At 68.2% G+C, this 19,923-nt stretch carries 22 protein-coding genes and 1 tRNA gene; 7 read left to right on the top strand and 16 right to left on the bottom strand.

Annotated elements, in window-relative coordinates:
- Positions 1-66: 66 nt before the first annotated feature.
- From JMT67_RS14340 to JMT67_RS14330, 3 genes are read left to right on the top strand one after another with little or no spacing between them, the layout of a single operon-like run.
- Complete coding sequence (locus JMT67_RS14340) at positions 67-1,512, top strand: helix-turn-helix domain-containing protein (RefSeq protein ID WP_201463843.1); 1,446 nt, start codon at positions 67-69, stop codon at positions 1,510-1,512.
- 36 nt (positions 1,513-1,548) lie between these two features.
- On the top strand, positions 1,549-1,896 hold the full coding sequence (locus tag JMT67_RS14335; protein WP_183217704.1) for a hypothetical protein: 348 nt from the start codon (positions 1,549-1,551) through the stop codon (positions 1,894-1,896).
- A complete protein-coding gene (locus JMT67_RS14330; RefSeq protein ID WP_183217702.1) occupies positions 1,893-2,165 on the top strand; it encodes a type II toxin-antitoxin system RelE/ParE family toxin in 273 nt (90 codons plus the stop codon). Before JMT67_RS14335 ends, JMT67_RS14330 begins: the two co-directional genes overlap by 4 nt.
- 4 nt (positions 2,166-2,169) lie before the next feature.
- Here the strand turns inward: JMT67_RS14330 and JMT67_RS14325 are convergent, their stop codons facing one another.
- From JMT67_RS14325 to JMT67_RS14315, 3 genes are all read right to left on the bottom strand, one after another.
- A complete protein-coding gene (locus JMT67_RS14325) occupies positions 2,170-3,000 on the bottom strand; it encodes a universal stress protein (protein ID WP_201463842.1) in 831 nt (276 codons plus the stop codon).
- Between the two features lie 71 nt (positions 3,001-3,071).
- Entirely contained in the window at positions 3,072-4,520 is a 1,449-nt protein-coding gene (locus JMT67_RS14320; RefSeq protein ID WP_054765071.1) for a hypothetical protein, read from the bottom strand.
- Positions 4,521-4,585: 65 nt separating this feature from the next.
- Positions 4,586-5,575, bottom strand: a complete 990-nt coding sequence (locus tag JMT67_RS14315; RefSeq protein ID WP_054765070.1) for a helix-turn-helix transcriptional regulator — start codon at positions 5,573-5,575, stop codon at positions 4,586-4,588.
- A gap of 92 nt (positions 5,576-5,667) precedes the next feature.
- Between JMT67_RS14315 and JMT67_RS14310 the strand changes: the two genes are divergently transcribed.
- On the top strand, positions 5,668-5,907 hold the full coding sequence (locus JMT67_RS14310; protein WP_054765069.1) for a hypothetical protein: 240 nt from the start codon (positions 5,668-5,670) through the stop codon (positions 5,905-5,907).
- Positions 5,908-5,923: 16 nt separating this feature from the next.
- Here the strand turns inward: JMT67_RS14310 and JMT67_RS14305 are convergent, their stop codons facing one another.
- Positions 5,924-7,012, bottom strand: a complete 1,089-nt coding sequence (locus JMT67_RS14305; RefSeq protein ID WP_201463841.1) for an acyltransferase family protein — start codon at positions 7,010-7,012, stop codon at positions 5,924-5,926.
- A gap of 97 nt (positions 7,013-7,109) precedes the next feature.
- Between JMT67_RS14305 and JMT67_RS14300 the strand changes: the two genes are divergently transcribed.
- Positions 7,110-8,597 carry a tetratricopeptide repeat-containing sulfotransferase family protein gene (locus tag JMT67_RS14300; protein WP_201463840.1) on the top strand — a complete coding sequence of 496 codons (1,488 nt, stop codon included), beginning with the start codon at positions 7,110-7,112 and terminating at the stop codon, positions 8,595-8,597.
- Positions 8,598-8,609: 12 nt separating this feature from the next.
- Here the strand turns inward: JMT67_RS14300 and JMT67_RS14295 are convergent, their stop codons facing one another.
- From JMT67_RS14295 to JMT67_RS14265, 7 genes are all read right to left on the bottom strand, one after another.
- On the bottom strand, positions 8,610-10,031 hold the full coding sequence (locus JMT67_RS14295; protein ID WP_201463839.1) for an NAD(P)(+) transhydrogenase (Re/Si-specific) subunit beta: 1,422 nt from the start codon (positions 10,029-10,031) through the stop codon (positions 8,610-8,612).
- A 13-nt stretch (positions 10,032-10,044) separates the two neighbouring features.
- Positions 10,045-10,311, bottom strand: a complete 267-nt coding sequence (locus JMT67_RS14290; RefSeq protein WP_152949763.1) for a hypothetical protein — start codon at positions 10,309-10,311, stop codon at positions 10,045-10,047.
- Complete coding sequence (locus JMT67_RS14285; protein ID WP_182714697.1) at positions 10,308-10,643, bottom strand: NAD(P) transhydrogenase subunit alpha; 336 nt, start codon at positions 10,641-10,643, stop codon at positions 10,308-10,310. Before JMT67_RS14285 ends, JMT67_RS14290 begins: the two co-directional genes overlap by 4 nt.
- A 2-nt stretch (positions 10,644-10,645) precedes the next feature.
- Positions 10,646-11,074 carry a hypothetical protein gene (locus JMT67_RS14280; RefSeq protein WP_152949761.1) on the bottom strand — a complete coding sequence of 143 codons (429 nt, stop codon included), beginning with the start codon at positions 11,072-11,074 and terminating at the stop codon, positions 10,646-10,648.
- Positions 11,071-12,204 (bottom strand): Re/Si-specific NAD(P)(+) transhydrogenase subunit alpha, encoded by a 1,134-nt coding sequence (locus JMT67_RS14275; protein ID WP_201463838.1) that lies wholly within the window; start codon positions 12,202-12,204, stop codon positions 11,071-11,073. Before JMT67_RS14275 ends, JMT67_RS14280 begins: the two co-directional genes overlap by 4 nt.
- 83 nt (positions 12,205-12,287) lie before the next feature.
- On the bottom strand, positions 12,288-12,560 hold the full coding sequence (locus tag JMT67_RS14270) for an aa3-type cytochrome c oxidase subunit IV (RefSeq protein WP_183217686.1): 273 nt from the start codon (positions 12,558-12,560) through the stop codon (positions 12,288-12,290).
- A gap of 68 nt (positions 12,561-12,628) precedes the next feature.
- Entirely contained in the window at positions 12,629-14,425 is a 1,797-nt protein-coding gene (locus JMT67_RS14265) for a M3 family oligoendopeptidase (RefSeq protein WP_201463837.1), read from the bottom strand.
- Positions 14,426-14,525: 100 nt separating this feature from the next.
- Here JMT67_RS14265 and JMT67_RS14260 point away from each other — a divergent pair, with 100 nt between their 5' ends.
- Together JMT67_RS14260 and JMT67_RS14255 are read left to right on the top strand one after the other, a co-directional pair.
- A complete protein-coding gene (locus JMT67_RS14260; protein WP_201463836.1) occupies positions 14,526-16,295 on the top strand; it encodes a DUF4153 domain-containing protein in 1,770 nt (589 codons plus the stop codon).
- Positions 16,296-16,409: 114 nt separating this feature from the next.
- Positions 16,410-17,858: a sigma-54-dependent transcriptional regulator gene (locus JMT67_RS14255; RefSeq protein WP_191558605.1), complete on the top strand. Its 1,449-nt coding sequence runs from the start codon at positions 16,410-16,412 to the stop codon at positions 17,856-17,858.
- Here the strand turns inward: JMT67_RS14255 and JMT67_RS14250 are convergent.
- The 5 genes from JMT67_RS14250 to JMT67_RS14230 all read right to left on the bottom strand — a co-directional run bounded on the left by JMT67_RS14250 (position 17,855) and on the right by JMT67_RS14230 (position 19,783).
- Entirely contained in the window at positions 17,855-18,436 is a 582-nt protein-coding gene (locus JMT67_RS14250) for a DUF805 domain-containing protein (protein WP_182714704.1), read from the bottom strand. The two genes, JMT67_RS14255 and JMT67_RS14250, sit on opposite strands and share 4 nt — an antisense overlap.
- The gene (locus JMT67_RS14245; protein ID WP_191558619.1) at positions 18,436-18,774 is read right to left on the bottom strand and encodes a hypothetical protein; all 339 of its coding nucleotides are present in this window, start codon (positions 18,772-18,774) and stop codon (positions 18,436-18,438) included. The genes JMT67_RS14250 and JMT67_RS14245 overlap by 1 nt, the downstream gene beginning before the upstream one ends.
- 135 nt (positions 18,775-18,909) lie before the next feature.
- Positions 18,910-19,185 carry a nucleoid-associated protein GapR gene (gapR, locus tag JMT67_RS14240; RefSeq protein WP_054765057.1) on the bottom strand — a complete coding sequence of 92 codons (276 nt, stop codon included), beginning with the start codon at positions 19,183-19,185 and terminating at the stop codon, positions 18,910-18,912.
- Positions 19,186-19,377: 192 nt separating this feature from the next.
- Entirely contained in the window at positions 19,378-19,503 is a 126-nt protein-coding gene (ykgO, locus tag JMT67_RS14235) for a type B 50S ribosomal protein L36 (RefSeq protein ID WP_031448545.1), read from the bottom strand.
- A 203-nt stretch (positions 19,504-19,706) separates the two neighbouring features.
- A tRNA-OTHER gene (locus JMT67_RS14230) sits at positions 19,707-19,783 on the bottom strand.
- Positions 19,784-19,923: the final 140 nt, after the last annotated feature.

The following is a 19,923-nucleotide window of genomic DNA, read 5'->3' as shown; positions in this document are numbered from 1 at the left end:
ATCAATGAAGTCAGTTTGTCACATCGTGACTTTACGTCACTAGTCATAATATGACAGTCTTCAGCTATGGACACCGCCGCTGATCGCAAGCTGTTTCTGGGGGCCCGGCTGAAGCGGCTGAGGCGCGACCTTTCCCTGACCCAGACGGCCATGGCCGCCGACCTGGGGGTTTCGCCCAGCTATCTCAACCACATAGAGCGCAATCAGCGACCGGTGTCGGCCCAGCTGCTGCTGCGTCTGGCCGAGACCTATGACGTCGATCTGCGCAGTCTGAACCAGGGCGGGGCCGTCGATGAGGCGCGGCTGAGCGAGGTTCTGGCCGATCCCCTGTTCAAGGGCCTGGCCCTGCCCCGTCACGAACTGGTGCAGGTGCTGGAAGAGGCGCCGGGCGTGGCCGACGCCCTGCTGCGCCTGTATCGGGCCTTTGACGACGGCCGCGCCAAGGCCCGCGCCGCCGCCGAGACCGGCGAGGGCCTTGTCGAGGCCAGTCCCGCCGAATGGGTGCGCGAATATATCCAGTCGCGCGGCAACCACTTTCCCGAACTGGACCAGATGGGCGAGGCCCTGGCCGAGGTTCTGGCGGCCGAGGCGCCGGCCCATGCCGACGGTTTCGAACCCGCCGCCCGCCAGCGGCTGGCGGCTAAACACGACCTGGGGGTCCGCACCCTGCCGGCCGAGGTCATGGTGGAATGGACCAGGCGCTATGATCTGCACCGCCGCCGTCTGCTGCTGTCCGAGACCCTGGGCCCGTCGTCTCGCGCCTTCGCCATCGCCTATCAGCTGGCCCTGGCCGAGCACGGACAGGCGCTCCACGACATGGTCCAGGCGGCGAACGCCCCGGACGGACCGACGCGCTCCCTGCTGAAGGTGGCCCTGACCAACACCCTGGCCGCCGCGATCCTGATGCCCTACGCCGCCTTCCAGCGGACGGCCGAGGAGACCGGCTATGACCTGTCGCGGCTCCAGGCCCGGTTCGGGGTCAGCTACGAACAGGCGGCGCACCGGCTGACCACCCTGTCGCGGCCGACGGCGCGGGGCGTGCCCTTCTTCCTGATGCGGGTGGACCAGGCGGGCAATATCTCCAAACGCTATGCGGCGGGCGCCTTTCCCTTCTCGCGCTTCGGCGGCGCCTGTCCGCGTTGGCGCCTGCACAGCGCCTTTCGCACGCCGGGCCGGATCATCACCCAGATCATCGAGACGCCCGCCCAGGACGGGAAGGCTGGCGGCCGCTGGTTCACCTTCGCCCGCACCGTCGAACGCCAGGGCCGGGACGGCTATGGCGAGGCCCAAGACCTGGCCGTCGGCCTGGGCTGCGAACTGCGCCATGCGCACCGGCTGGCCTATGCCCACGGTCTGGATCTGGAGCGGCCCGAGGTCACCCCCATCGGCCCCGCCTGCCGCCTGTGTCACCGCCACCCCTGCGCCGAGCGCGCCGCCGCCCCCATCGACCGGCCCCTGGCCGTGGACGACTGGGCCAAGTCGGTCAGCCCCTATCCGTTCGCCGCGACATGAGTTCACAACCACTCATAGTTGTGAGATGATGCGGTTATGGCCGATCACGTCCTGACCCTTACCCTGACCGAAGAGGCGCTTGAGCGGCTCAAGGCCGCTGCGCGCGCGGCGGGCATGGAGCCGGAAGCCTATGCCGTCGCGGTTCTGGATCGAGCGCTCGCAAGCGGGCGTGACGCCGCTTCCGGCGACTTCGAGGTTCGAGAGACGGACGCCGCCTTCATCGTGGACAGCCCAGAGCCTTGGCCCCCGACCACGCCCTATGACACCACTGAGGCCAAACGTCGGCTGGCTGAGTATGACCGCACCGGCAAGTTCGTCGATTTCGAGGACTGGGCGGCGGATTTCGAGGCTGAGATCGAGGCCATGCTGAAGGCCAAGGCTTGAAAATTAGGCTGTCGCCCGATGCGGTTCAGGATCGCCGACGGGTCATCGGCTTTCTGAGGGGCGTCAATCCAAACGCCGCCCGACGAGCAGGCCATATCATCACCAGATCCATAGGCCGGCTGGCGGACACACCGATGATCGGGATCGACCTGGACGGTCTACGCCACCTCTACATCCCCTTCGGCGACAGCGGCTACGTCGTCCAATACCGCGTCGATGCGGACGCCGTCGTCGTCGCCCGCATCTTCCACGCCCGCGAGAATCGCTGAAGCCTCAGTGGCTGAACAGCAGCCAGGACTGGCTGCGGTTCAGCAGGGCCTGGGTGACGCCGCCCAGGACCCATTCGCGCATCCGCGAATGGCCCCAGGCGCCGGCCACGATCAGATTGGCGCCCATCTGTTCGACCAGGGCCAGGATACGGTCGCCGGCGGGACGTTCGTCGCGGACCCGCGCCTCGCTCTCGGCGACCACCCCGTGTCGACGCAGCCAGGCGGCGACGTCGGCGACGCGGGCGGCCGCAGCCGCGGCGTCGGCCGAGGCGCAGATTTCGACCACCTGGACCTCGCGCGCCTGTTTCAGCAGCGGCAGGGCGGCGGCGACGGCGCGCTGGGCCTCGCGCCCCTCCTTCCAGGCCACCAAGGCGACGCCGTCGACCGGAGCGGCCTGGGCGCGCGGCGGAGCGACCAGGACAGGGCGACCGAGATTCATGATCAGGTCGCCCGCGTCCGGAGCCCGATAGGGCAGACGGCCGGCGTCTCGGCCGATCAGGATCAGGTCCGCCGCACGCGCCTGGTGCGCGACGCAGGCGGCGGGATAGCCGGTTTCGGCCCGCCATTCATGGGCGATGCCGGTGTCCTTCAGGGCGTCCAGAAAGCGGGTCTTGGCGGCAGCCAACTCCCCTTCCGCCTGATCGCGCCGCAGGGTCAGGATCTCGCCCGCCATGCCGCCGGCGACATAGGCGTCCACCAGGGGCGGCTCCGGCTCGCTGACGGATATGCCGATTAGGGTCGCGTCGAAGACGACCGCGAGATCGCGCGCAAAACCAATCCGGGCGACATTGTCGGCCTCGTCGTCCACATAGACCATCAGGCTCGAATAGGTCATGGCGATGCTCCTTGTTTCCGGAGCCTGGATGCGCCCGCCGGGCCCGTCCCGCCTTGATCCGCGTCAAACCTTCAACTGAGCACCACCCGGCCGTTCTCCAGGCGGAAGGCGACGCCGGTGCGCTGGAACAGGCGGGCGATGACGGCGGACGGATCGGCCACGCCCCGGTCCAGCAGGGTGGAGATGTCGTTGGCCAGGGTCGGGTCGCGCGACAGGCGGGTCAGGGCGCCCAGCCATTCCTCGCGGCTGAGGATCCCGTCGTCATTGTCCCGCCGCTGGAAGTCCGCCACCACGTCGAAGAAGTCTCCCCCGCCCGCGCGCCGCTCGGCCCCTTCGATGACCAGGCCGAACACTGCGCCGCAGGCGTAATAGGCGCGGTTGTCGCCCCGATCGCCCGCCGAGGCCAGGGGCCTGCCCGCCGCCAGCCGAACGCAGTCGTCCACCTCGCGCTGAAGCTCGGCCCGATCGTCATAGACGGGGTCGATGGCCTTCAGGGCGCGCACGGCCATCAGGTCGGCGCCGCCCTCGGTGATCCAGGCTTCGCGGGCGTACTGATATCTGAGCCCCTGCGAGCCCAGCCAGAAATGCGCCGCCTCATGGCCGATGAACCAGCGGGCGCGGGCCAGGGCCTGGGCGTCGGGGTCCAGCACCCCCTCGCCTTCAAAATTCATCGAGATCAGACCCGGCAGGACGCTGCCGCCCATGCTGGACAGGGATTTGGTCGGGCCGGTCCAGCTGACCATCAGGGTCGGGGGCTCGCCCTGGGCCGGGCCCAGACGGCGGGCGTAATAGGCCATGACCTGGGGCGTGAAACCGGCCAGTTGGTCGCCCAGCCAGCGCGGCAGACCAGGGTCGATGACGGTGGTGATCCCGTCGCCCCGGCGCGTCGTGGCGTCGCCGAACAGGACATAGGTCTGGGCGTCCACGGCGGTCGCCTCCGGCTTGCGCTCGCCCTTGAACAGGATCGGCCCGGACCGGTCGCGCCAGGTCACGGCCGCCGGGCCGCCCGGCACCTCGACGCCGTTCAGATCGCGCGGCAGGGCGCGGGCGGCGGCGACGGACTCCAGCGGAATGACGTCGAACTGGCCGGAAAACAGCGCCACCGTGCCGTCCGAAAAGACGAGAGCCGGATCATATTCGGCCTCAAGATCGCCGGGGCGCGGCGTCATGACTATGCGCACGTCGCGCGGCACAGGACCGCCGTCGGTCGAGCGCAGCACGTCATAGTCCCCCACCCGCTCCAGCACGACGCCCGGCGTCTCCACCCGCCACCAGTCCGGCCGCCAGGGCCGGCGGCTCTCGCGCAGCAGGGCCGACCGGAAGAAGGCCCAGACCGGCGCGTCGCGGTCCAGCACATAGTCGGCGGTCCACCGGTCACCGTCGCGCTGGACGGTGACGGCCACGCGGCCGTCCTCGGCCGTGACCGGAGCTTGAACCGCAACGACGGTGGGCGAGGCGCAGGCTGTGACGGCCGAAAGTCCGATCAAGCCTGCACAGATGAGGGCCGTCTTCAGACGCATGAAGCTCTCCGATAGGTCATGGCGGCCATAGCGACGGCCGGCGACAGCGTCACCTTAAGCCTTGTTCATCCGCGGGCCGCGTCCAGAGCGCGTCCGGCCGCCGCCAGTTCCCCGGCCATGACCGCCTTCAGCCGTTCGGGCGCCAGAATCACCGCCTGTTCGCCCCAGGTGAACAGGTGCCAGGCCAGTTCGCGCATGCCGGACGCCCGGAACCGCACGATCACGCCGCCGTCCGCCTGGTCCTCGAAGGTCTGGGTCGGGTGCCAGCGCCAGCTCTTGGCCTCGGCCGCGCCTTGCGGGGCGATGCGCAGGACCACGTCCTCGATCTCGTCCTGATAGATGCCGAAGGACTGGCTGGCGAAGACGCCCAGGTCGAAATCGGGCGGCGGGATCGCCACCCCGTCCTGAGCGGCGACATGGCTCATCCGGTCCAGACGGAAGGTCTGGATGCGGCCGGTCTCGCGGTCGGCGGCGACCAGATAGTTGGCGCGGCCGAACATGACCCCGCAAGGGGCGACGCTGCGGCGGCGCGGCTCGGCGCCCGGCCGGGAATAGGTGAAGCCCAGCGGCTGTTGCGCCAATATGGCCCCGCGAATGGCGGTCAGCATGGCCTCGTCAGCCGAGGGGCGCGGCCCGGCCTGGACGGCGATGGTCTCGGCCCGGACCAGGGCCTCCAGGTCCGGCGCCATCCGGTTCAAGGTGGTGGAGCGCATCGCCGCCTTGAGTTTCCGTTCGAGCGCCTCCAGCGCCGCCGCCCGCGCCGGTTCGCCCGCCGCGCGCAGGGCCGCCGCGGCCTTGGTCAGCTCCAGCATCTCGGTCGCGGTCGGCGCCTGTTCGAAGGCCGACAGGCCGCCGCGAATGCGCCAGCGTTTCGACGGCGGGTCCGACACCTCCTCCACCGTCGGGAACAGCATGAAGACGGCGTCGCGCATCCGCTCGGCGGTGCGGCGGCTGACGCCCATGTCGCGCGCCATCTCGTCCAGGCTCAGGCCCTCGGCGCTGGCGGCCAGGCGCCGCGCCAGGTCGATCACCATGGCCGCCTTGTCGTGTCTCACCGTCGCTCCTGAAAGATACGTCCGTTTCTGACGCATCAGTGCGCCATAACACAATCATCGACAAGAGGCCGACCGCTTCAGGAGATCATCAGATGGCTCAGTTCCAACCGACCGCCCCCCTGGCCCACAAGGCCGTCAACGCCAACCGCTACATCATCGTGCCGTGCGAAGCCGACGGATCGTCGGACCTGGCCGTCATCTGGGATCGGCTGGAGGAACAGGTGGTGGACGTCATCTCCGCCGCCGCCAGCAGCCGCTATTCCGACGAAGACATGCTGTGGGACGAGGCCCGGTCGGAGTGGGACGCGCCCGAATGGCGGATGGCGGCCTGAACTCAGGCCGTCTTCATCAGGCGGCTTTCGGCTTGGTCCAGCGATCAATCAGCCGCTGGGCCGGGCGTTCGACGTGATTGTGCGCCACCACCGCGACCCCGACGATGAAGCCGAACAGGCCGAGCGCGAACAGGTCGTTCAGCCAGACCGAGCCGAAATCGACGCGCCTGCCGCCGGGCATCCAGTCCAGCTTGCGCGCGATGATCAGCATCACGGTCAGGATGAACATGTGGACCATATAGATGGAGAAGGACCAGCGCCCCAGGGTGACCAGGGCCGGATGGTCCAGCAGGCGCGACACCCGTCCCTCCTCGCCCGCAAACACCCAGACCAGAACGACGAAGACCACGGTGACGGCCACCGTCACCGGTCCCTGGGCCCAGGCCACGAAGAGGCAGACGGCCGCGACGGCGGCGACCTCCAGCCCCGTGGCGGCCAGCCCCTTCAAGCGGGGGATGTTCAGCCATAGGCCCTGGAGCAGACAGCCCAGGAAGAAGCCGTAGACCGCGCGCGGCACGGCGAAGTCATAGGTGGTGTTCATCCAACGCCGGGCGTAGCTGACCACCAGCACCCCGCCAATGACCGCCAGCACCAGGCCGATCCAGCGGAATCGCTTGGGTGCGACCAGCACCAGGCCGGCGAAGATCAGATAACAGGCCCATTCGGCGCTGAGCGTCCACGACGGCCCGTTCCAGGTCAGATAGGGATGGACATGCCAGGCCTGGATCAGGGCCAGATTGGTGAAGATCGCCTCCACCGACCGGTCGCGCGTAAAGGGCTCGGCCCCGTCGAAATGGAAGACGAGCCGCGCCACCTCCAGCCCGATGAAGGCGGCCAGCATCAGCACATGCATCGGCCAGATCCGCCCGAACCGCCGCACCATGAACCGGCCCGCGTCCTGCGCCGTCTTCAGCCGCTCGGCATAGGCGTGGGCGATGACGAAGCCCGAGAGGACGAAGAAATAATCGACGAACAGATAGGCGTGCTGGATGAAATCCCAGGTCCGCCAGTGGCTGGCCACCGGCATGTGGAACATGACGACCAGAACGGCGCACACCCCGCGCAGGGAGTCCAGGGCTTCGAACCGTGTCGTCTTAAAACTCATTTCCCGCCCATAGCGCCCCTCGGCGGCCTGGGATAGGTGAAGTTTATCGCCGGCGTTGACCGGAGCGACGGATGAATACCGGGGGCTGGGAGACGAGGTGACGGCGACGAAAAACCAGGCGGCTCAATGGGTCAATCTGGCGCTTGAAGCCTTTAAGGCGCGGGACCGGGACGCCTGCGCCGCACTGTTGATTCAGGCAGTTCAGTCCGACGCCCCTCTGGGCCAGGGGTGGGGCGCCGTTTCGCGGCTGGCTTCCATGATCGGCGAGGCCGAGGCGGCCCTGGTCGCCGCGCGCCGCTTCGCCGCCGTCGATCCCGCTCAGCCTGGACCCTGGCTGGCGCTGGGGCAGATGCTGGCGCATCATGGGCGTCTGACGGAGGCCGAGACGGTGGGTGTTCATCTGACCCAGGAGCGCGGCGCCGACGCGGCCGCCTGGCATTTTCTGGGAACCTGTCGTGCGCAGCTGGGCGATGCGGGACAGTCGATGTTAGATCTTCGGCGCGCGGTGGCGCTGGCTCCTTCGCCCGCCGCCAGCACCCCGTCCTGGCATGCGATCGCCGAAGCCAAGACCTTTCAGGCCGATGATCCGGATTTCGAAGCCATGGTCGCCCTCGTCGAAGCTATACCGGCGCGCAATGAAACGGATGAGGCGCGCAGCACCGCCTTCTACGCCTTGGGGAAGGCCTTCCACGATCGGGGCGAGGCTGATCGGGCCTTCGCCGCCTACGCCCAGGCCGCCGCGATCTTGAAGCCGCACCGCCCCTATGATGCGGACGCCACCGACCGGTTCGTCGAGACGGTGGTCTCAGGCTGGACGGCTGACTTTCACGCGCGCCTGCCGGACGGGCTGGACGACGACGGCCGAGCGATCTTCGTCCTGGGTCTGCCGCGATCAGGCACCACCCTGGTCGAGCAGATCCTGGTCAGCCACGAGGCGGTCATGGATGGGGCGGAGTTGAACCTGTTCGGCGTCGCCGCCATGCCCGTTCGCGGCTTCACGCCCGAGGCCGTCGGCGGCTTCGTCCAGGCTCGGGGGGCGGCGGGTCTGACCGGGGTCGGCCGCGCCTATCGCCACCTGTTGGATCAGCGGTTCGGCCCAGATGGCCGGGTGGTGGACAAGACCCTGAACCACAGCCGCTACCTGGGTCTGATCGCCAAGGCCCTGCCCCAGGCGCGCTTCATCTGGCTCCGTCGCAGCCCCGGCGCTGTCGCCTGGTCCTGCCTGCGCACCCGGTTCGCCCGAGGGGTGGACTGGAGCCTGTCCCTGGCCGACATGGGTCGGTATTTCATCGGCGAGGATCGGCTGCACGCACATTGGACGGCGGTTCTGGGGGATCGCATTCTGACCGTCCCCTATGAAGACCTCGTCGTCGATCCCGAGCCTTGGATCGCGCGGATCTTGGTGCACGCGGGCCTGCCGCTCCGACCCGGTCTCAAGGATTTTCATCTGACGAAACGCGCCGTCACGACCGCCAGCTTCGCCCAGGTTCGCCGGCCGCTCTATACGACGTCGCGTGAAGCGTGGCGGCGATACCAGAGCCATTTGCAACCGGTGTTCGACGCCTATGGACAGGCGCCGCACTGAGCGGCCGGGCGCTCAAAGCCCCTTCACGATCCCCTCAACCATCTTCTTGGCGTCGGCGAACAGCATCATGGTGTTGTCGCGGAAGAAGAGCTCGTTCTCCACCCCCGCATAGCCCGAGCCCATGCCGCGCTTGATGAACAGCACCGTCCCGGCCTTCTCCACGTCCAGGATCGGCATGCCGAAGATGGGCGACTGGGGGTCGGTCTTGGCGGCGGGGTTGGTGACGTCGTTGGCGCCGATGACGAAGGCGACGTCGGCGGTGGCGAATTCGGCGTTGATGTCCTCCAGCTCGAACACCTCGTCATAGGGGACATTGGCCTCGGCCAGCAGGACGTTCATATGGCCCGGCATGCGGCCGGCGACGGGGTGGATGGCGTATTTCACCTCGACCCCTTCCTCCTTCAGCTTGTCGGCCATTTCGCGCAGGGCGTGCTGGGCCTGGGCCACGGCCATGCCGTAGCCGGGCACGATGATGACCTTGGACGCATTCTTCATGATGAAGGCGGCGTCCTCGGCCGAGCCCTGTTTGACCGGCCGCGTCTCCCTGGCCCCGCCCGCGCCGGCCATCGCCGCATCCCCGCCGAAACCGCCCAGGATGACGCTGACGAAGCTGCGATTCATGCCCTTGCACATGATGTAGCTCAGGATCGCGCCGGAACTGCCGACCAGGGCGCCGGTAATGATCAGGGCGATGTTCTCCAGGGTGAAGCCCAGGGCCGCCGCCGCCCAGCCGGAGTAGGAGTTCAGCATCGACACCACCACGGGCATGTCGGCGCCGCCGATGGGGATGATCAGGGTCGCGCCCAGCACCAAGCTGAGGATGAAGACGCCCCAGAAGGCCCAGACGGCCGAGCCGCCCGTGCCGATCAGAATCCCGATCAGGAAGACCAGGGCCAGGCCCAGGCCGACGTTGATCAGGTGCCGCGCCGGCAGCAGGATCGGCGCGCCCGACATATTGCCGTTCAGCTTGGCGAAGGCGATGACCGAACCGGTGAAGGTGATGGCGCCGATGGCGACGCCCAGGCTGAGCTCGACGATCGACAGGGTTTTGATGCCCGTCCCGTCCTCGGACAGAATTCCGAAGGCTTCGGGCGCATAGACGGCGCCGATGGCGACCAGGCAGGCGGCCATGCCGACCAGGCTGTGGAAGGCGGCGACCAGCTGGGGCATGTCGGTCATGGCGACGCGCCGGGCGATCAGGGCGCCGATCCCGCCGCCGACCACGACCCCGCCCGCGATCAGCCCCAGGGTCAGGGGGTCCAAGGCCCGCGTGGCGCCGAGGGTCAGCAGGGTCACGCCGATGGCCAGCGCCATGCCGATCATGCCGAAGGTATTGCCCTGGCGGCTGGTCTCGGGGCTGGACAGGCCGCGCAGAGACAGGATGAACAGAACGCCGGAAACCAGGTAGGCCAGCGCGGCCAAGGATGCGTTCATCACGCCCCTCCCCTCAAGACGTGCGCGCCAGCCGCCACAGGGCGGCGGCGATGAACAGGGGGCCGATGAAGAACAGGGCCCATTCGAAAACGCCCAGCTGCCGGTCCTGGGTCACGACCCGGACCAGAATGGCCGAAAACACCAGGGCGATGCCGCAGTCGTGCAGCCGCTGGCGTTTGATCGGGATCTTGGTCCCGAACCAGCCGTACAGCCACAGGCCGAAACCGACGCCGGTGGCGATCCAGGAGCCGGTTATGGCGATCTGGGCGGGGTCGATCATGCCGCGCCCTTCTGAGCCGGCCGCTCCTTCTTCTTGTACATGGCCAGCATCCGCCGGGTGACCATGAAGCCGCCGAAGATGTTGACGCTGGCCAGGGTCACGGCCGCCACGCCCGCGCCCTTGGCGATCCAGGCGCTTGGGCCGGTCGCATCGCCCGACACGGCCGCCGCCGCGATCAGGCCGCCGACGATGATGACGCTGGACACCGCATTGGTCACCGCCATCAGCGGCGTGTGCAGGGCCGGGGTCACGCTCCAGACGACATAATAGCCGACGAAGATGGCCAGGACGAAGATGGCCAGGCGGAAGACAGTGGGATCGACGTGTTCCATAGTCAGCCTTCCACGCGAGGGAGATTGTCAGGCGTCTGCTTGGGCTCTAGCCCGGCGGCCTTCGCCGCATAGACCGCGAGCCCGATAGAGACCGCGACGGCGAGCGGCGCCCATGTTGATCCGACCCAGATCAGGACTGCAGTCGCCGCCACGGCTACAGTCAGGCCCGCGGCCAGAAACGGGAGCATCTTTGTCAAATGAGGCTTCGTCAGCCGGTCGAAAACGTCCTGCCCCGCAAGCACCAGCATCAACCCCAGCCCCAGAACAACAACGCCAATCACCAGCCGCAATGCTTCTTCCCCCGCAAACATCCATACGGACGCTTCAGGCTGCGTGCTTCTCAAATCCGACCACCGCTCCCAGAAGCTCTGTGTGGCCATGGCGAGGACCAAAATCCAAATGCCCGCTCGTATCCATTGAGAGAGTTTCATCCCCTCACCCCCTCATGCACCACGGCCCCGCCGTGCGTCACAACGGCCGCCTTCAGGATCTCGTCCTCCAGATCCACGGCCAGAGCCCCGTCCTTGATCATCAGCCCCACAAAGGCCGTCAGATTGCGGGCGTACAGGGCGCTGGCGTCGGCGGCGATGCGGCCGGGCAGGTTGGACCAGCCGACGATGGTGACGCCGTTCGCGGTGGTCACGACCTCGTTGAGCTTCGAGCCCTCGACGTTTCCGCCCGCCTCGACCGCCAGATCGACGATGACCGAGCCCGGCTTCATCGAGGCCACATGGGCCGCCGTCAGCAGCCGCGGCGCCGGGCGGCCGGGGATCAGGGCGGTGGTGATCACCACATCCTGTTTGACGATGTGAGATGCGGTCAGTTCGGCCTGCTTGGCCTGATATTCCGCCGACATCTCCTTGGCGTAGCCGCCGGCGGTCTGGGCGTTCCTGAACTCCTCGTCCTCGACGGCCAGGAATTTGGCGCCCAGGCTTTCGACCTGTTCCTTGGTGGCGGGGCGGACGTCGGTGGCGGTGACGACGGCGCCCAGACGCCGCGCCGTGGCGATGGCCTGAAGCCCGGCGACGCCCACGCCCATGACGAAACATTTGGCGGCGGCGACCGTGCCGGCCGCCGTCATCATCATCGGGAAGCCCTTGCCATAGGCGTAGGCCGCCTCGATCACCGCCCGGTAGCCGGCCAGATTGGCCTGGGACGACAGGACGTCCATCACCTGGGCGCGGGTGATGCGGGGCACGAACTCCATGGCGAAGGCGGTGGCGTTCGCCCCCTTCAGGGCCTCGACCGTGGCCTTGTCGCGCCAGGCGTCCAGCATGGCGATCACGATCGCACCGGGCTTGAGCGCGCTGATTTCCTGGGCCGTGGGGCCGCGCACCTTCAGCACGACGTCGGCGCCGTCCAGCACGGCGCGGGTGTCAGGCTTCACCGTGGCGCCGGCGGCGGCGTAGTCGGCGTCGGGAATGGACGAGCCCAGGCCGGTCCCGGCCTCGACCGAGACGGCGGCGCCGAGCGCGATCAGCTTCTTGACCGTTTCAGGCGTGACGGCGCAGCGCGTCTCGCCTTCGCGACGTTCACGGGTGGCGGCGATAACGACGGCCAAGCGAATCCCCTCTCATTGAAGCTGGGAGACGAGCCTAGGCCGGTTCCACCGACGCCGTCAAAGACCCGTGTCGGGCGAACGGATCAGTGGCCGGCGCCGCCCTTGGGCTTGAGAGCCCAAAAGCCGACGGCGGCCAGAACCGCCGCCCCTATGAAGCCCGCGACGAAAGTTCCGCCCGGATGGAACCACAGAGTCAGGAACACGAGCACGCAGGCCACGGCCAGGGCGCCCCATTTGGTCAGGCCCATGAACAGGTGGAAGGTCGAGACCTGTTCATTGATCTGCATCCCGCCCCGGACATAGGCGCTCGCATCGGCGTCGGCCTGGGCGGTGGCGGGGTTTTTGGCCTTGGCCATGAGAGCTCCCTCGGTCTTGTCGTTGGCGCGACTATAGCGCGGGTTCGACGCCGCTCAAGCACACACCCTCACCCCAGCGCCTCGAACTGATCCACCAGCCGCTCCAGCCGCTTGCAGCCCACGCTCCAGAAGGCCGGGTCGCGCGGATTGAGGCCGAAGGGCTTCAGCGCCTCGACATAGGTTCGGGCCCCGCCTCCGGCCAGAAGGTCGCGGTAAAGGGGCGTGAACCCCTTGGGATCGGCCCGCCGCGCCTCCATCAGGGCCGCCACCAGCAGGTCGCCGAAGGCGTAGGCGTAGACGTAGAAGGGCGAGTGGACGAAGTGGCTGACATAGGCCCACCAGTGCTCATAGCCGGGGTTCAGCGTCACCGCCGGCCCCAGAGACGCGCCCATTTCGGTCAGCCACAGTTCATTGATCCGCTGCTGCGACACCTCGCCCTTCTGCCGCTCGTCGTGGAAACGGGTCTCGAACCGGTGGAAGGCGATCTGTCGCACCACGGTGTTCAGCCCGTCCTCGATCCTCCCGGCCAGCAGACCACGCTGCTCGCGCTTGGGCGCCGTGGCCAGCAGACGGTCGAAGGTCAGACCCTCGGCGAAGATGGAGGCGGTCTCGGCCAGGGTCAGGGGGGTGTCGGCCAACAGGGTGCCCTGATCCGCCGCCAGGGTCTGGTGCACGCCGTGGCCCAGTTCGTGGGCCAGGGTCAGGACGTCGCGCCGCTCGCCCATCCAGTTCAGGAAGACATAGGGGTGGCGGTCGGCGGTGACGGGATGAGCATAGGCGCCCGACTGTTTGCCCGGCCGGGCGCGGCCGTCGATCCAGGGCCGGTCGAAGAAGCCGGCGGCGCGTTCGGCGAACTCGGCCCCCAGGTCCGAGAAACTGTCCAGAACGATCTCCCGGCCCTGGCTCCAGGTGAAGGCGCGCGGGGCGGTGGTCTCGATCGGGGCGTTGCGGTCCCAGTGATCCAGCCGCGCCTTGCCCATGGCCTTGGCCTTCAGGGCGTAATAGCGGTGGGACAGGCGCGGATAGGCTTCGGCGACGGCCTCGGCCATGGCGTCCACCGCCTCGCCATCGACCTCATTGGCCAGGTGTCGGCTGTCGGCGGGGCGTTTGAAGCCGCGCCAGCGATCCTCCATCGCCTTGTCGGCGGCGACGGTGTTCAGCACCAGGGCCAGGGTCGGGGCGCGGGCGGCCAAGGCCTCCGAAAGCCCCTCGGCGGCGGCCTTGCGCCGCGCGGGCTTGGGATCGGACAGGCGGTTCAGCGCCTCGGCCAGGGTCAGGCTCTCATTCCCTGCCTTGGCGCGCAGCGCCGCCAGCTGTTCGTCGAACAGGCGCGGCCACTGGGCCGTGATCGGGCCGCGTTCGGCGATGAAGGTCTCCAGCTCGCTGGACAGTTCATGCGGCTTCATGGCCCGCACCCGCCGCAGCCACGGCCGCCAGCGCGCGGCCCCCGCGTGGGCCTGAAGCGCGGCCTCCAGGGCGGCGTCGTCGATCTGGTTGATCTCCAGCGTCAGCCAGACGGTCGGGGTGGCGATGACGGTGATCTTTTCGCGCACATCCGCCTCGAACCCCTGCGCCCCCGCGTCGTCCCGCGCCGTCGAGGCCGACAGGAAGGCATAGGCGCCGAGCGCGCCCAGGATGTCGGAGGCCTGCTCATAGAGGCTGATGGCCTGATCCAGCACCACCCCCAGGGCGGCCGGATCGCCCGACGCCCCCGCCAGCCGCCCGCGCAGGCCGTTCATCTCGTCCACCAGGGCGCGCGCCCGCGTCAGGTCGTCGGCGAGCCGGGCGTCGTCCCGCGAGGCGTAGAGGTCGGACAGGTCCCACAGGGGGGCGTCAATGTCGGGGGTCTTGAAGGGGGCGTTCATACCCCTGTTTTGGGGAAGGTTCGGCCGTGCCGCAACCGCGCGCCGCTATCTTGCCGTATCCAGCTGCCTCATACTGGGCCGCAACACGGGGGCGAGCGTCATGAACGAGTGGATGCAGGACGGCGGGCGCAAGGGGCTGGACGGGCAAGGTCGGCTGTTCGCCGCGCGCCTGGCGACCGGTTTGATTCAGGGCGGCGCCCTGTATCTGCTGTACCGGGCGGCCGAGGTCGGGATGTGGCCCGACACCCGGCCCGAGGTGTTCGGCGGGCTGGCCCTAGCCTTCGGCTATGCGCCCGCCGTGCTTCTGGCGGCGGTTGGACGGCTGAAGCCCCTGCCGCTGGCTCTGTGGACGGCCGCAGCGGCGACGGCCCTGTTCCTGATGGGCTGGCACGACGTGGCGCGGCGGGTGACCCCCGAAAACGACCAGGCCCCCTATCTTGAGGTTCCCGTCCTGGCCTTCAGCGCCGCCGCCCTCTTCGTGGCCCACCACCTGATCCTGCCGGCGATCCGCGAACGGCGCTGGCGGGCCGATTATCACGCCTATTTCGACGTGGCCTGGAAAGCGGGCGTGCAGCTGGCGCTGTCCCTGGGCTTCACCCTGGCCTTCTGGCTCCTGCTGCAACTGGGCGCTGCCCTGTTCCACGTCATCGGCGTCAAGGCCCTCAGCTCCCTGATCGGCGAGGCCTGGTTCGCCATACCCGTCACCTGCCTGGCCTTCGCCCTGGGGGTCCAGCTGACCGATGTGCGCGACGGCCTGATCCGGGGCGTGCGGACCGTGGCCCTGATGCTGCTGTCCTGGCTGCTGCCCGTCATCGCCCTGCTGACGGCGGGCTTTCTGGCCGCCCTGCCCTTCACCGGCCTGGAGCGGTTGTGGGACACGGGCAGCGCGACGGCCCTGGTGCTGGCCGCGGCCGCCGCCCTGATCATCCTGATCAACACCGCCTATCAGGACGGTCGGCCCGACAATCTGCCGCCTGCGGCCTTGCGGATCGCCACCCGGATCGCCGGGGGTCTGGTCGCGCCCCTGGTCGGCCTGGCCTTCTGGGGGCTGGCGCTACGCATCGGCCAGCACGGCCTGACGCCGGACCGAATCATCGCCCTGGCCTGTGCGGTCGTCGGCGCCGTCTATGCGGGCGGCTATCTGGTCGCGGCCGTGCGGCCCGGCGGTTGGATGCGCCCGCTGGAGACGACCAATGTCGCCGCCGGCGTCCTGGCCGTCGCCGCCGTCCTGGCCCTGTTCAGCCCCCTGCTGGACCCGGCGCGCCTGTCGGTCGCAGACCAGGTCGCGCGGCTGGAGCGCGGGGCGGTAAGGCCTGAAGCCTTCGACTACGACTTCCTGCGCTTCGACAGCGGCAAGGCGGGGTTGGCGGCTCTGGACCGCTTGGCGCGGTCGTCCGACGCCAAGACGGCCGAACTGGCCCGTCAGGCTAAGGCCCGAGACGCGCGCCAGTCCCTGACCGCGCCGGAACGGCAAGCGCGCGCAGCGGGCATTCAGATCCAGCCCGTCCCTGGCCAGACCACGCCGCCCAGCTTCGCCGCCCAGCTGTTTCGCCAGGACAACCTTATGTACGCCTGCGCCGCCGACACGCCCTGCCGGCTGCGCAATCTCGATCTGGACGGCGACGGCCGTCCGGAGGTTCTGCTGGCGACCTCCAGCGCCGTTCTGACCTTCTCGCAGAACACCGACGGTCAGTGGGTGCAGACCGCGACCTATGTCGTGGCCTGCGCCCCGGGGACGCCCGAAGAGCTGGCGAAGGGCTTTGCAGAACGGTTCGCGGTCGCCCCGGCCGGCCTTCCGGATCTGATCGTGGGCGGCCGCAGATTGCAGGCCCAGCCGGAGATCCGGTGCCCGCCGCCGGCGCCGCGTTAACCCCCCGGTCACCACGCCCCCTCACCCGTTTTTCACCTCGTCGCCCTTAGAAGTCGTCCCGAAACGGGCCAGTCCGATCCACGGGCGGCCCATCGGTGATGACAAGGGACGCCCATGGCCAAGACCGTTCTGGTGGTCGACGACGATCCGACCCAGCGCCGCCTGTTGCAGGCTGTGCTCGAACGCGACGGTCACGCCGTGGTCCATGCCGCAAGCGGCGGCGAGGCCATCGACCGGATGACGCGCGGCGGCGGCGCCGACGTCATCCTGCTCGACATGATCATGCCCGAGATGTCGGGTCTGGAGTGTCTGGCCGAGCTGCGCAGCGGGGGCTTGACCACGCCGGTCATCGTGCTCACGGCCAACGGCGGCATCGACACCGTGGTCAAGGCCATGCAGGCCGGCGCCCAGGACTTCTTCGTCAAGCCGGTCGGGCCCGAACGCCTGCTGGTCGGGGTGCGCAACGCCCTCAAGCTGGAGCAGCTGACCACCGAGGTCGGTCGTCTGACCAAGCGGGTCCAGGGCCGCGCCAGCTTCGACGACATCATCGGCGACAGCGCCCCCATGCGGATGGTCAAGGCCCTCGGCGCCCGGGCGGCCAAGTCCTCCATCCCCGTCCTGATCACCGGCGAGAGCGGCGTCGGCAAGGAGGTGATCGCCCGCGCCCTGCACGGCGCTGGCGACCGGGCCGGCAAGCCCTTCGTCGCCGTCAACTGCGGCGCCCTGCCCGCCAATCTGGCGGAATCCATCCTGTTCGGCCACGAGAAGGGCGCCTTCACCGGCGCCGTCGACAAGACCCTGGGCAAGTTCCGCGAGGCGGACGGCGGCACCCTGTTTCTGGACGAGATCGGCGAACTGCCGCTGGATCTTCAGGTCAAGCTGCTGCGCGCCCTGCAGGAAGGCGAGATCGACCCCGTCGGCGGCAAGCGCCCGGTCAAGATCGACGTCCGCATCGTCTCGGCCACCAATCGCGACCCCGCTCAGCAGGTTAAGGACGGCGCCTTCCGCGAGGATCTGTTCTATCGGCTGAACGTCTTCCCGATCGAGGCGCCTTCCCTGCGCGACCGGCGCGAGGACATCCCCGCCCTGATCGATCATTTCATCGCCCGCTTCAACGCCGAGGAGGGCCGCCGCATCGCCGGCTGCGCGCCTGAGACCCTGGCCATGCTCCAGGCCTATGACTGGCCCGGCAATGTGCGCCAGCTGGAGAATGCGGTGTTCCGCGCCATCGTCCTGGCCGACTCGCCCTTCCTCCAGCCCTATGACTTCCCGTCCATCTCGGGCGTGGCCGCGCCCCTGCCCGATGCGACGCCCACGCCGCCCGCCGCCGCGCCGTCCTACGCCGACCTGCCGCCCCTGCCGGAACAACCGATCCGCATCCTGGACGACCGCGGCCATCTGCGGACCCTGGAAGACATTGAGCGCGACCTGATCCAGCACGCCATCGAGGTCTACGCCGGCCATATGAGCGAAATCGCCCGCCGCCTCGGCATCGGGCGCTCGACCCTGTACCGCAAGGTCCGCGAACAGGGGCTTGAGGGGCAGCTGAAAGAGGTGGGCTAAGATCCAGCCGGCGGCGGACCGTAGCGGTTCACCGTCTTCTTGCCGTCCAGCACAAGCAGGATGACAAGACCGATCAGGCTGGCCATGTAGAGAACGTTGTTGAGAAACAGCAGCATGAACAGGCCTATGTCCGGCGCATTCTCCCGCATGAAGCTGGTCATTACAGTGGGAAACGCCGTCAGGCCGATCGTCAGAAACACCACAGGCGGCAGACCCCAATAGCCCGCCCGGCCGGTGTCATGCAGACGGCGCGTCACGGCGGCGGCCAAAAGGATCACAACCGCTGCCACGCCGATCCTCAGAACCAGGAAAAACGGGCCCATATCCGGCATGAACGTCGGATCGTGGATTTCGACCGAGTAGTGCCCCGGGCCGCTGACAACGGTCGCCGCCTCGGGGTTTGTCGCTGCGGCCGCAGACGCCTGTTCAAACACGGCGGTCATCGTCGGGATCATACCCAACCAAAGCCCGACGAAAGACAGTCCGACAACGGTCAGGGCATACGGCCAGAACTGCGATCGCCTGTCCCGCCCTTTGAAATCCGCCAAGCGGCGAAAGCCGGCCAGGATAGCGTACATCAGTCTTCCCCCGTTGTGTTGCCGTAATCCTGAGGTCGATTCGAGCCAGACGTCTTGCTGCGTCCCCAACGTTTCGGCTCTTCGCCCTTCGCCTTGGCGGCGATCTCCTTCAGCTTGCGGCCCTGCATGGCCGACAGGGCCTGGCCCGGCGCGCCCTTTTCGGGGTCGGCGAAGGCGCGGCCGTGGGTTTTGACCCGCTCGCTGACCGAATCGAGGAACTCCCCCTCCCATTCCGACAAGGAAACGCCCGCCTTCTCGGCCGAGCGGCGGGCGCGTTTGAGAGCATTGAGCGCAGACCGCTGGGCGGCCTTGCGCTGCTGATCCCAAGGGCTCAGCAGCTCCTTTTTTGGGGCGCTACCGCCCTTCGGGCTGCTTGAGCGCGACAGAGGGGCGCTACCGCCCTTCGGGCTGCTTGAGCGCGACAGCCGGCCTTTCGACGAATCGGTGGGCGTGCGCTTCAGCCCCTAATCTCCTCAGACCTCGCCGAGGGCCGACAGATAGAGGTCCAGGATGGCCTCCTCCTCCTGGCGCTTGGCCTTGTCCTGCTTCCTGATGCGGATGACCTTGCGCAGGACCTTGACGTCATAACCCTCGCCCTTGGCCTCGGCGAAGACCTCCTTCATGTCGGTCATGACGGCCTGTTTGTCCTCTTCGAGGCGCTCCAGCCGCTCGATGATGGTGCGCAGACGGCCCTGGGCCGTTGCGGTCAGGACGTCGGGATTGCCGTCGAACGAGGCGTCATCGGCCATGGGGAATACTCCAGAAATCAGGCGCGGACGCTAACCATGCCGTCCGGCGCGACTCAACCGCGAACACGAAAAAGGCCGCGGACAGAATCCGCAGCCTGTGGATCGTCAGGGCTTTTCCTGCCCTACCGCCCCTTGGGCGGCTTGGGCAGACCTGCGTGCGCGCGCCGCCGAGCAGCGCGCCTCGAACGCAGCTTAGCCTTGCTTGGCCTTGAAGCGCGGGTCGGTCTTGTTGATGACATAGACCCGGCCCTTGCGACGCACGACCTTGCAGTCGCGGTGACGGGTCTTCAGGGACTTGAGCGAGCTACGGACCTTCATGGTCGGACGTCCTGAGAGAAACCAATAGAAAAGCCGCTGACCCGGGCGGATCGCGGCGGAGGCGGTCGTATAGAGAGCGGCCCTTAGAAGGTCAAGCCGCTACGGCCCAAAACCCTACAAAAGCCGATGTCCGCCTGCCCGGCGGTCACTTTCCTACCCGTGCTCAAACACCCCGAAGGGCGGTAGCACACAAAAAAGAAAGATGGAGGCCTGACCTCCGAGTCGAACGGAGGGTGTTCGGGTTTGCACGCCCGTTGCGTCGCCACTCCGCCATCAGGCCGTTGGAGAAGTCTGCGCCCTTACGCCGCAGCGGACGTCTTCGTCGATGAAAATGAGGGTTAACGACGCTGATGAGGGATTCCGCAGGCGGACTTTTCGCCTGACAGGCGGATGAGAACGCGAGAAACCGCTTCGCGCGTA

This window comes from Brevundimonas aurantiaca (assembly GCF_904830995.1).
Lineage (GTDB): Bacteria > Pseudomonadota > Alphaproteobacteria > Caulobacterales > Caulobacteraceae > Brevundimonas > Brevundimonas aurantiaca.
Note: the sequence above shows the minus strand (reverse complement) of the source record. Positions and strands in the feature narration are given on the sequence as shown.

Coding starts and splice junctions, on each gene's coding strand:
- gapR (WP_054765057.1), bottom strand. CDS start 19,185: ATGGCCGATGACGCCTCGTTCGACGGCAATCCCGACGTCCTGACCGCA.
- JMT67_RS14260 (WP_201463836.1), top strand. CDS start 14,526: ATGAACGAGTGGATGCAGGACGGCGGGCGCAAGGGGCTGGACGGGCAA.
- JMT67_RS14280 (WP_152949761.1), bottom strand. CDS start 11,074: ATGAAACTCTCTCAATGGATACGAGCGGGCATTTGGATTTTGGTCCTC.
- JMT67_RS14305 (WP_201463841.1), bottom strand. CDS start 7,012: ATGAGTTTTAAGACGACACGGTTCGAAGCCCTGGACTCCCTGCGCGGG.
- JMT67_RS14285 (WP_182714697.1), bottom strand. CDS start 10,643: ATGGAACACGTCGATCCCACTGTCTTCCGCCTGGCCATCTTCGTCCTG.
- ykgO (WP_031448545.1), bottom strand. CDS start 19,503: ATGAAGGTCCGTAGCTCGCTCAAGTCCCTGAAGACCCGTCACCGCGAC.
- JMT67_RS14265 (WP_201463837.1), bottom strand. CDS start 14,425: ATGAACGCCCCCTTCAAGACCCCCGACATTGACGCCCCCCTGTGGGAC.
- JMT67_RS14255 (WP_191558605.1), top strand. CDS start 16,410: ATGGCCAAGACCGTTCTGGTGGTCGACGACGATCCGACCCAGCGCCGC.
- JMT67_RS14270 (WP_183217686.1), bottom strand. CDS start 12,560: ATGGCCAAGGCCAAAAACCCCGCCACCGCCCAGGCCGACGCCGATGCG.
- JMT67_RS14320 (WP_054765071.1), bottom strand. CDS start 4,520: ATGCGTCTGAAGACGGCCCTCATCTGTGCAGGCTTGATCGGACTTTCG.
- JMT67_RS14340 (WP_201463843.1), top strand. CDS start 67: ATGGACACCGCCGCTGATCGCAAGCTGTTTCTGGGGGCCCGGCTGAAG.
- JMT67_RS14295 (WP_201463839.1), bottom strand. CDS start 10,031: ATGAACGCATCCTTGGCCGCGCTGGCCTACCTGGTTTCCGGCGTTCTG.
- JMT67_RS14335 (WP_183217704.1), top strand. CDS start 1,549: ATGGCCGATCACGTCCTGACCCTTACCCTGACCGAAGAGGCGCTTGAG.
- JMT67_RS14325 (WP_201463842.1), bottom strand. CDS start 3,000: ATGACCTATTCGAGCCTGATGGTCTATGTGGACGACGAGGCCGACAAT.
- JMT67_RS14310 (WP_054765069.1), top strand. CDS start 5,668: ATGGCTCAGTTCCAACCGACCGCCCCCCTGGCCCACAAGGCCGTCAAC.
- JMT67_RS14250 (WP_182714704.1), bottom strand. CDS start 18,436: ATGTACGCTATCCTGGCCGGCTTTCGCCGCTTGGCGGATTTCAAAGGG.
- JMT67_RS14290 (WP_152949763.1), bottom strand. CDS start 10,311: ATGATCGACCCCGCCCAGATCGCCATAACCGGCTCCTGGATCGCCACC.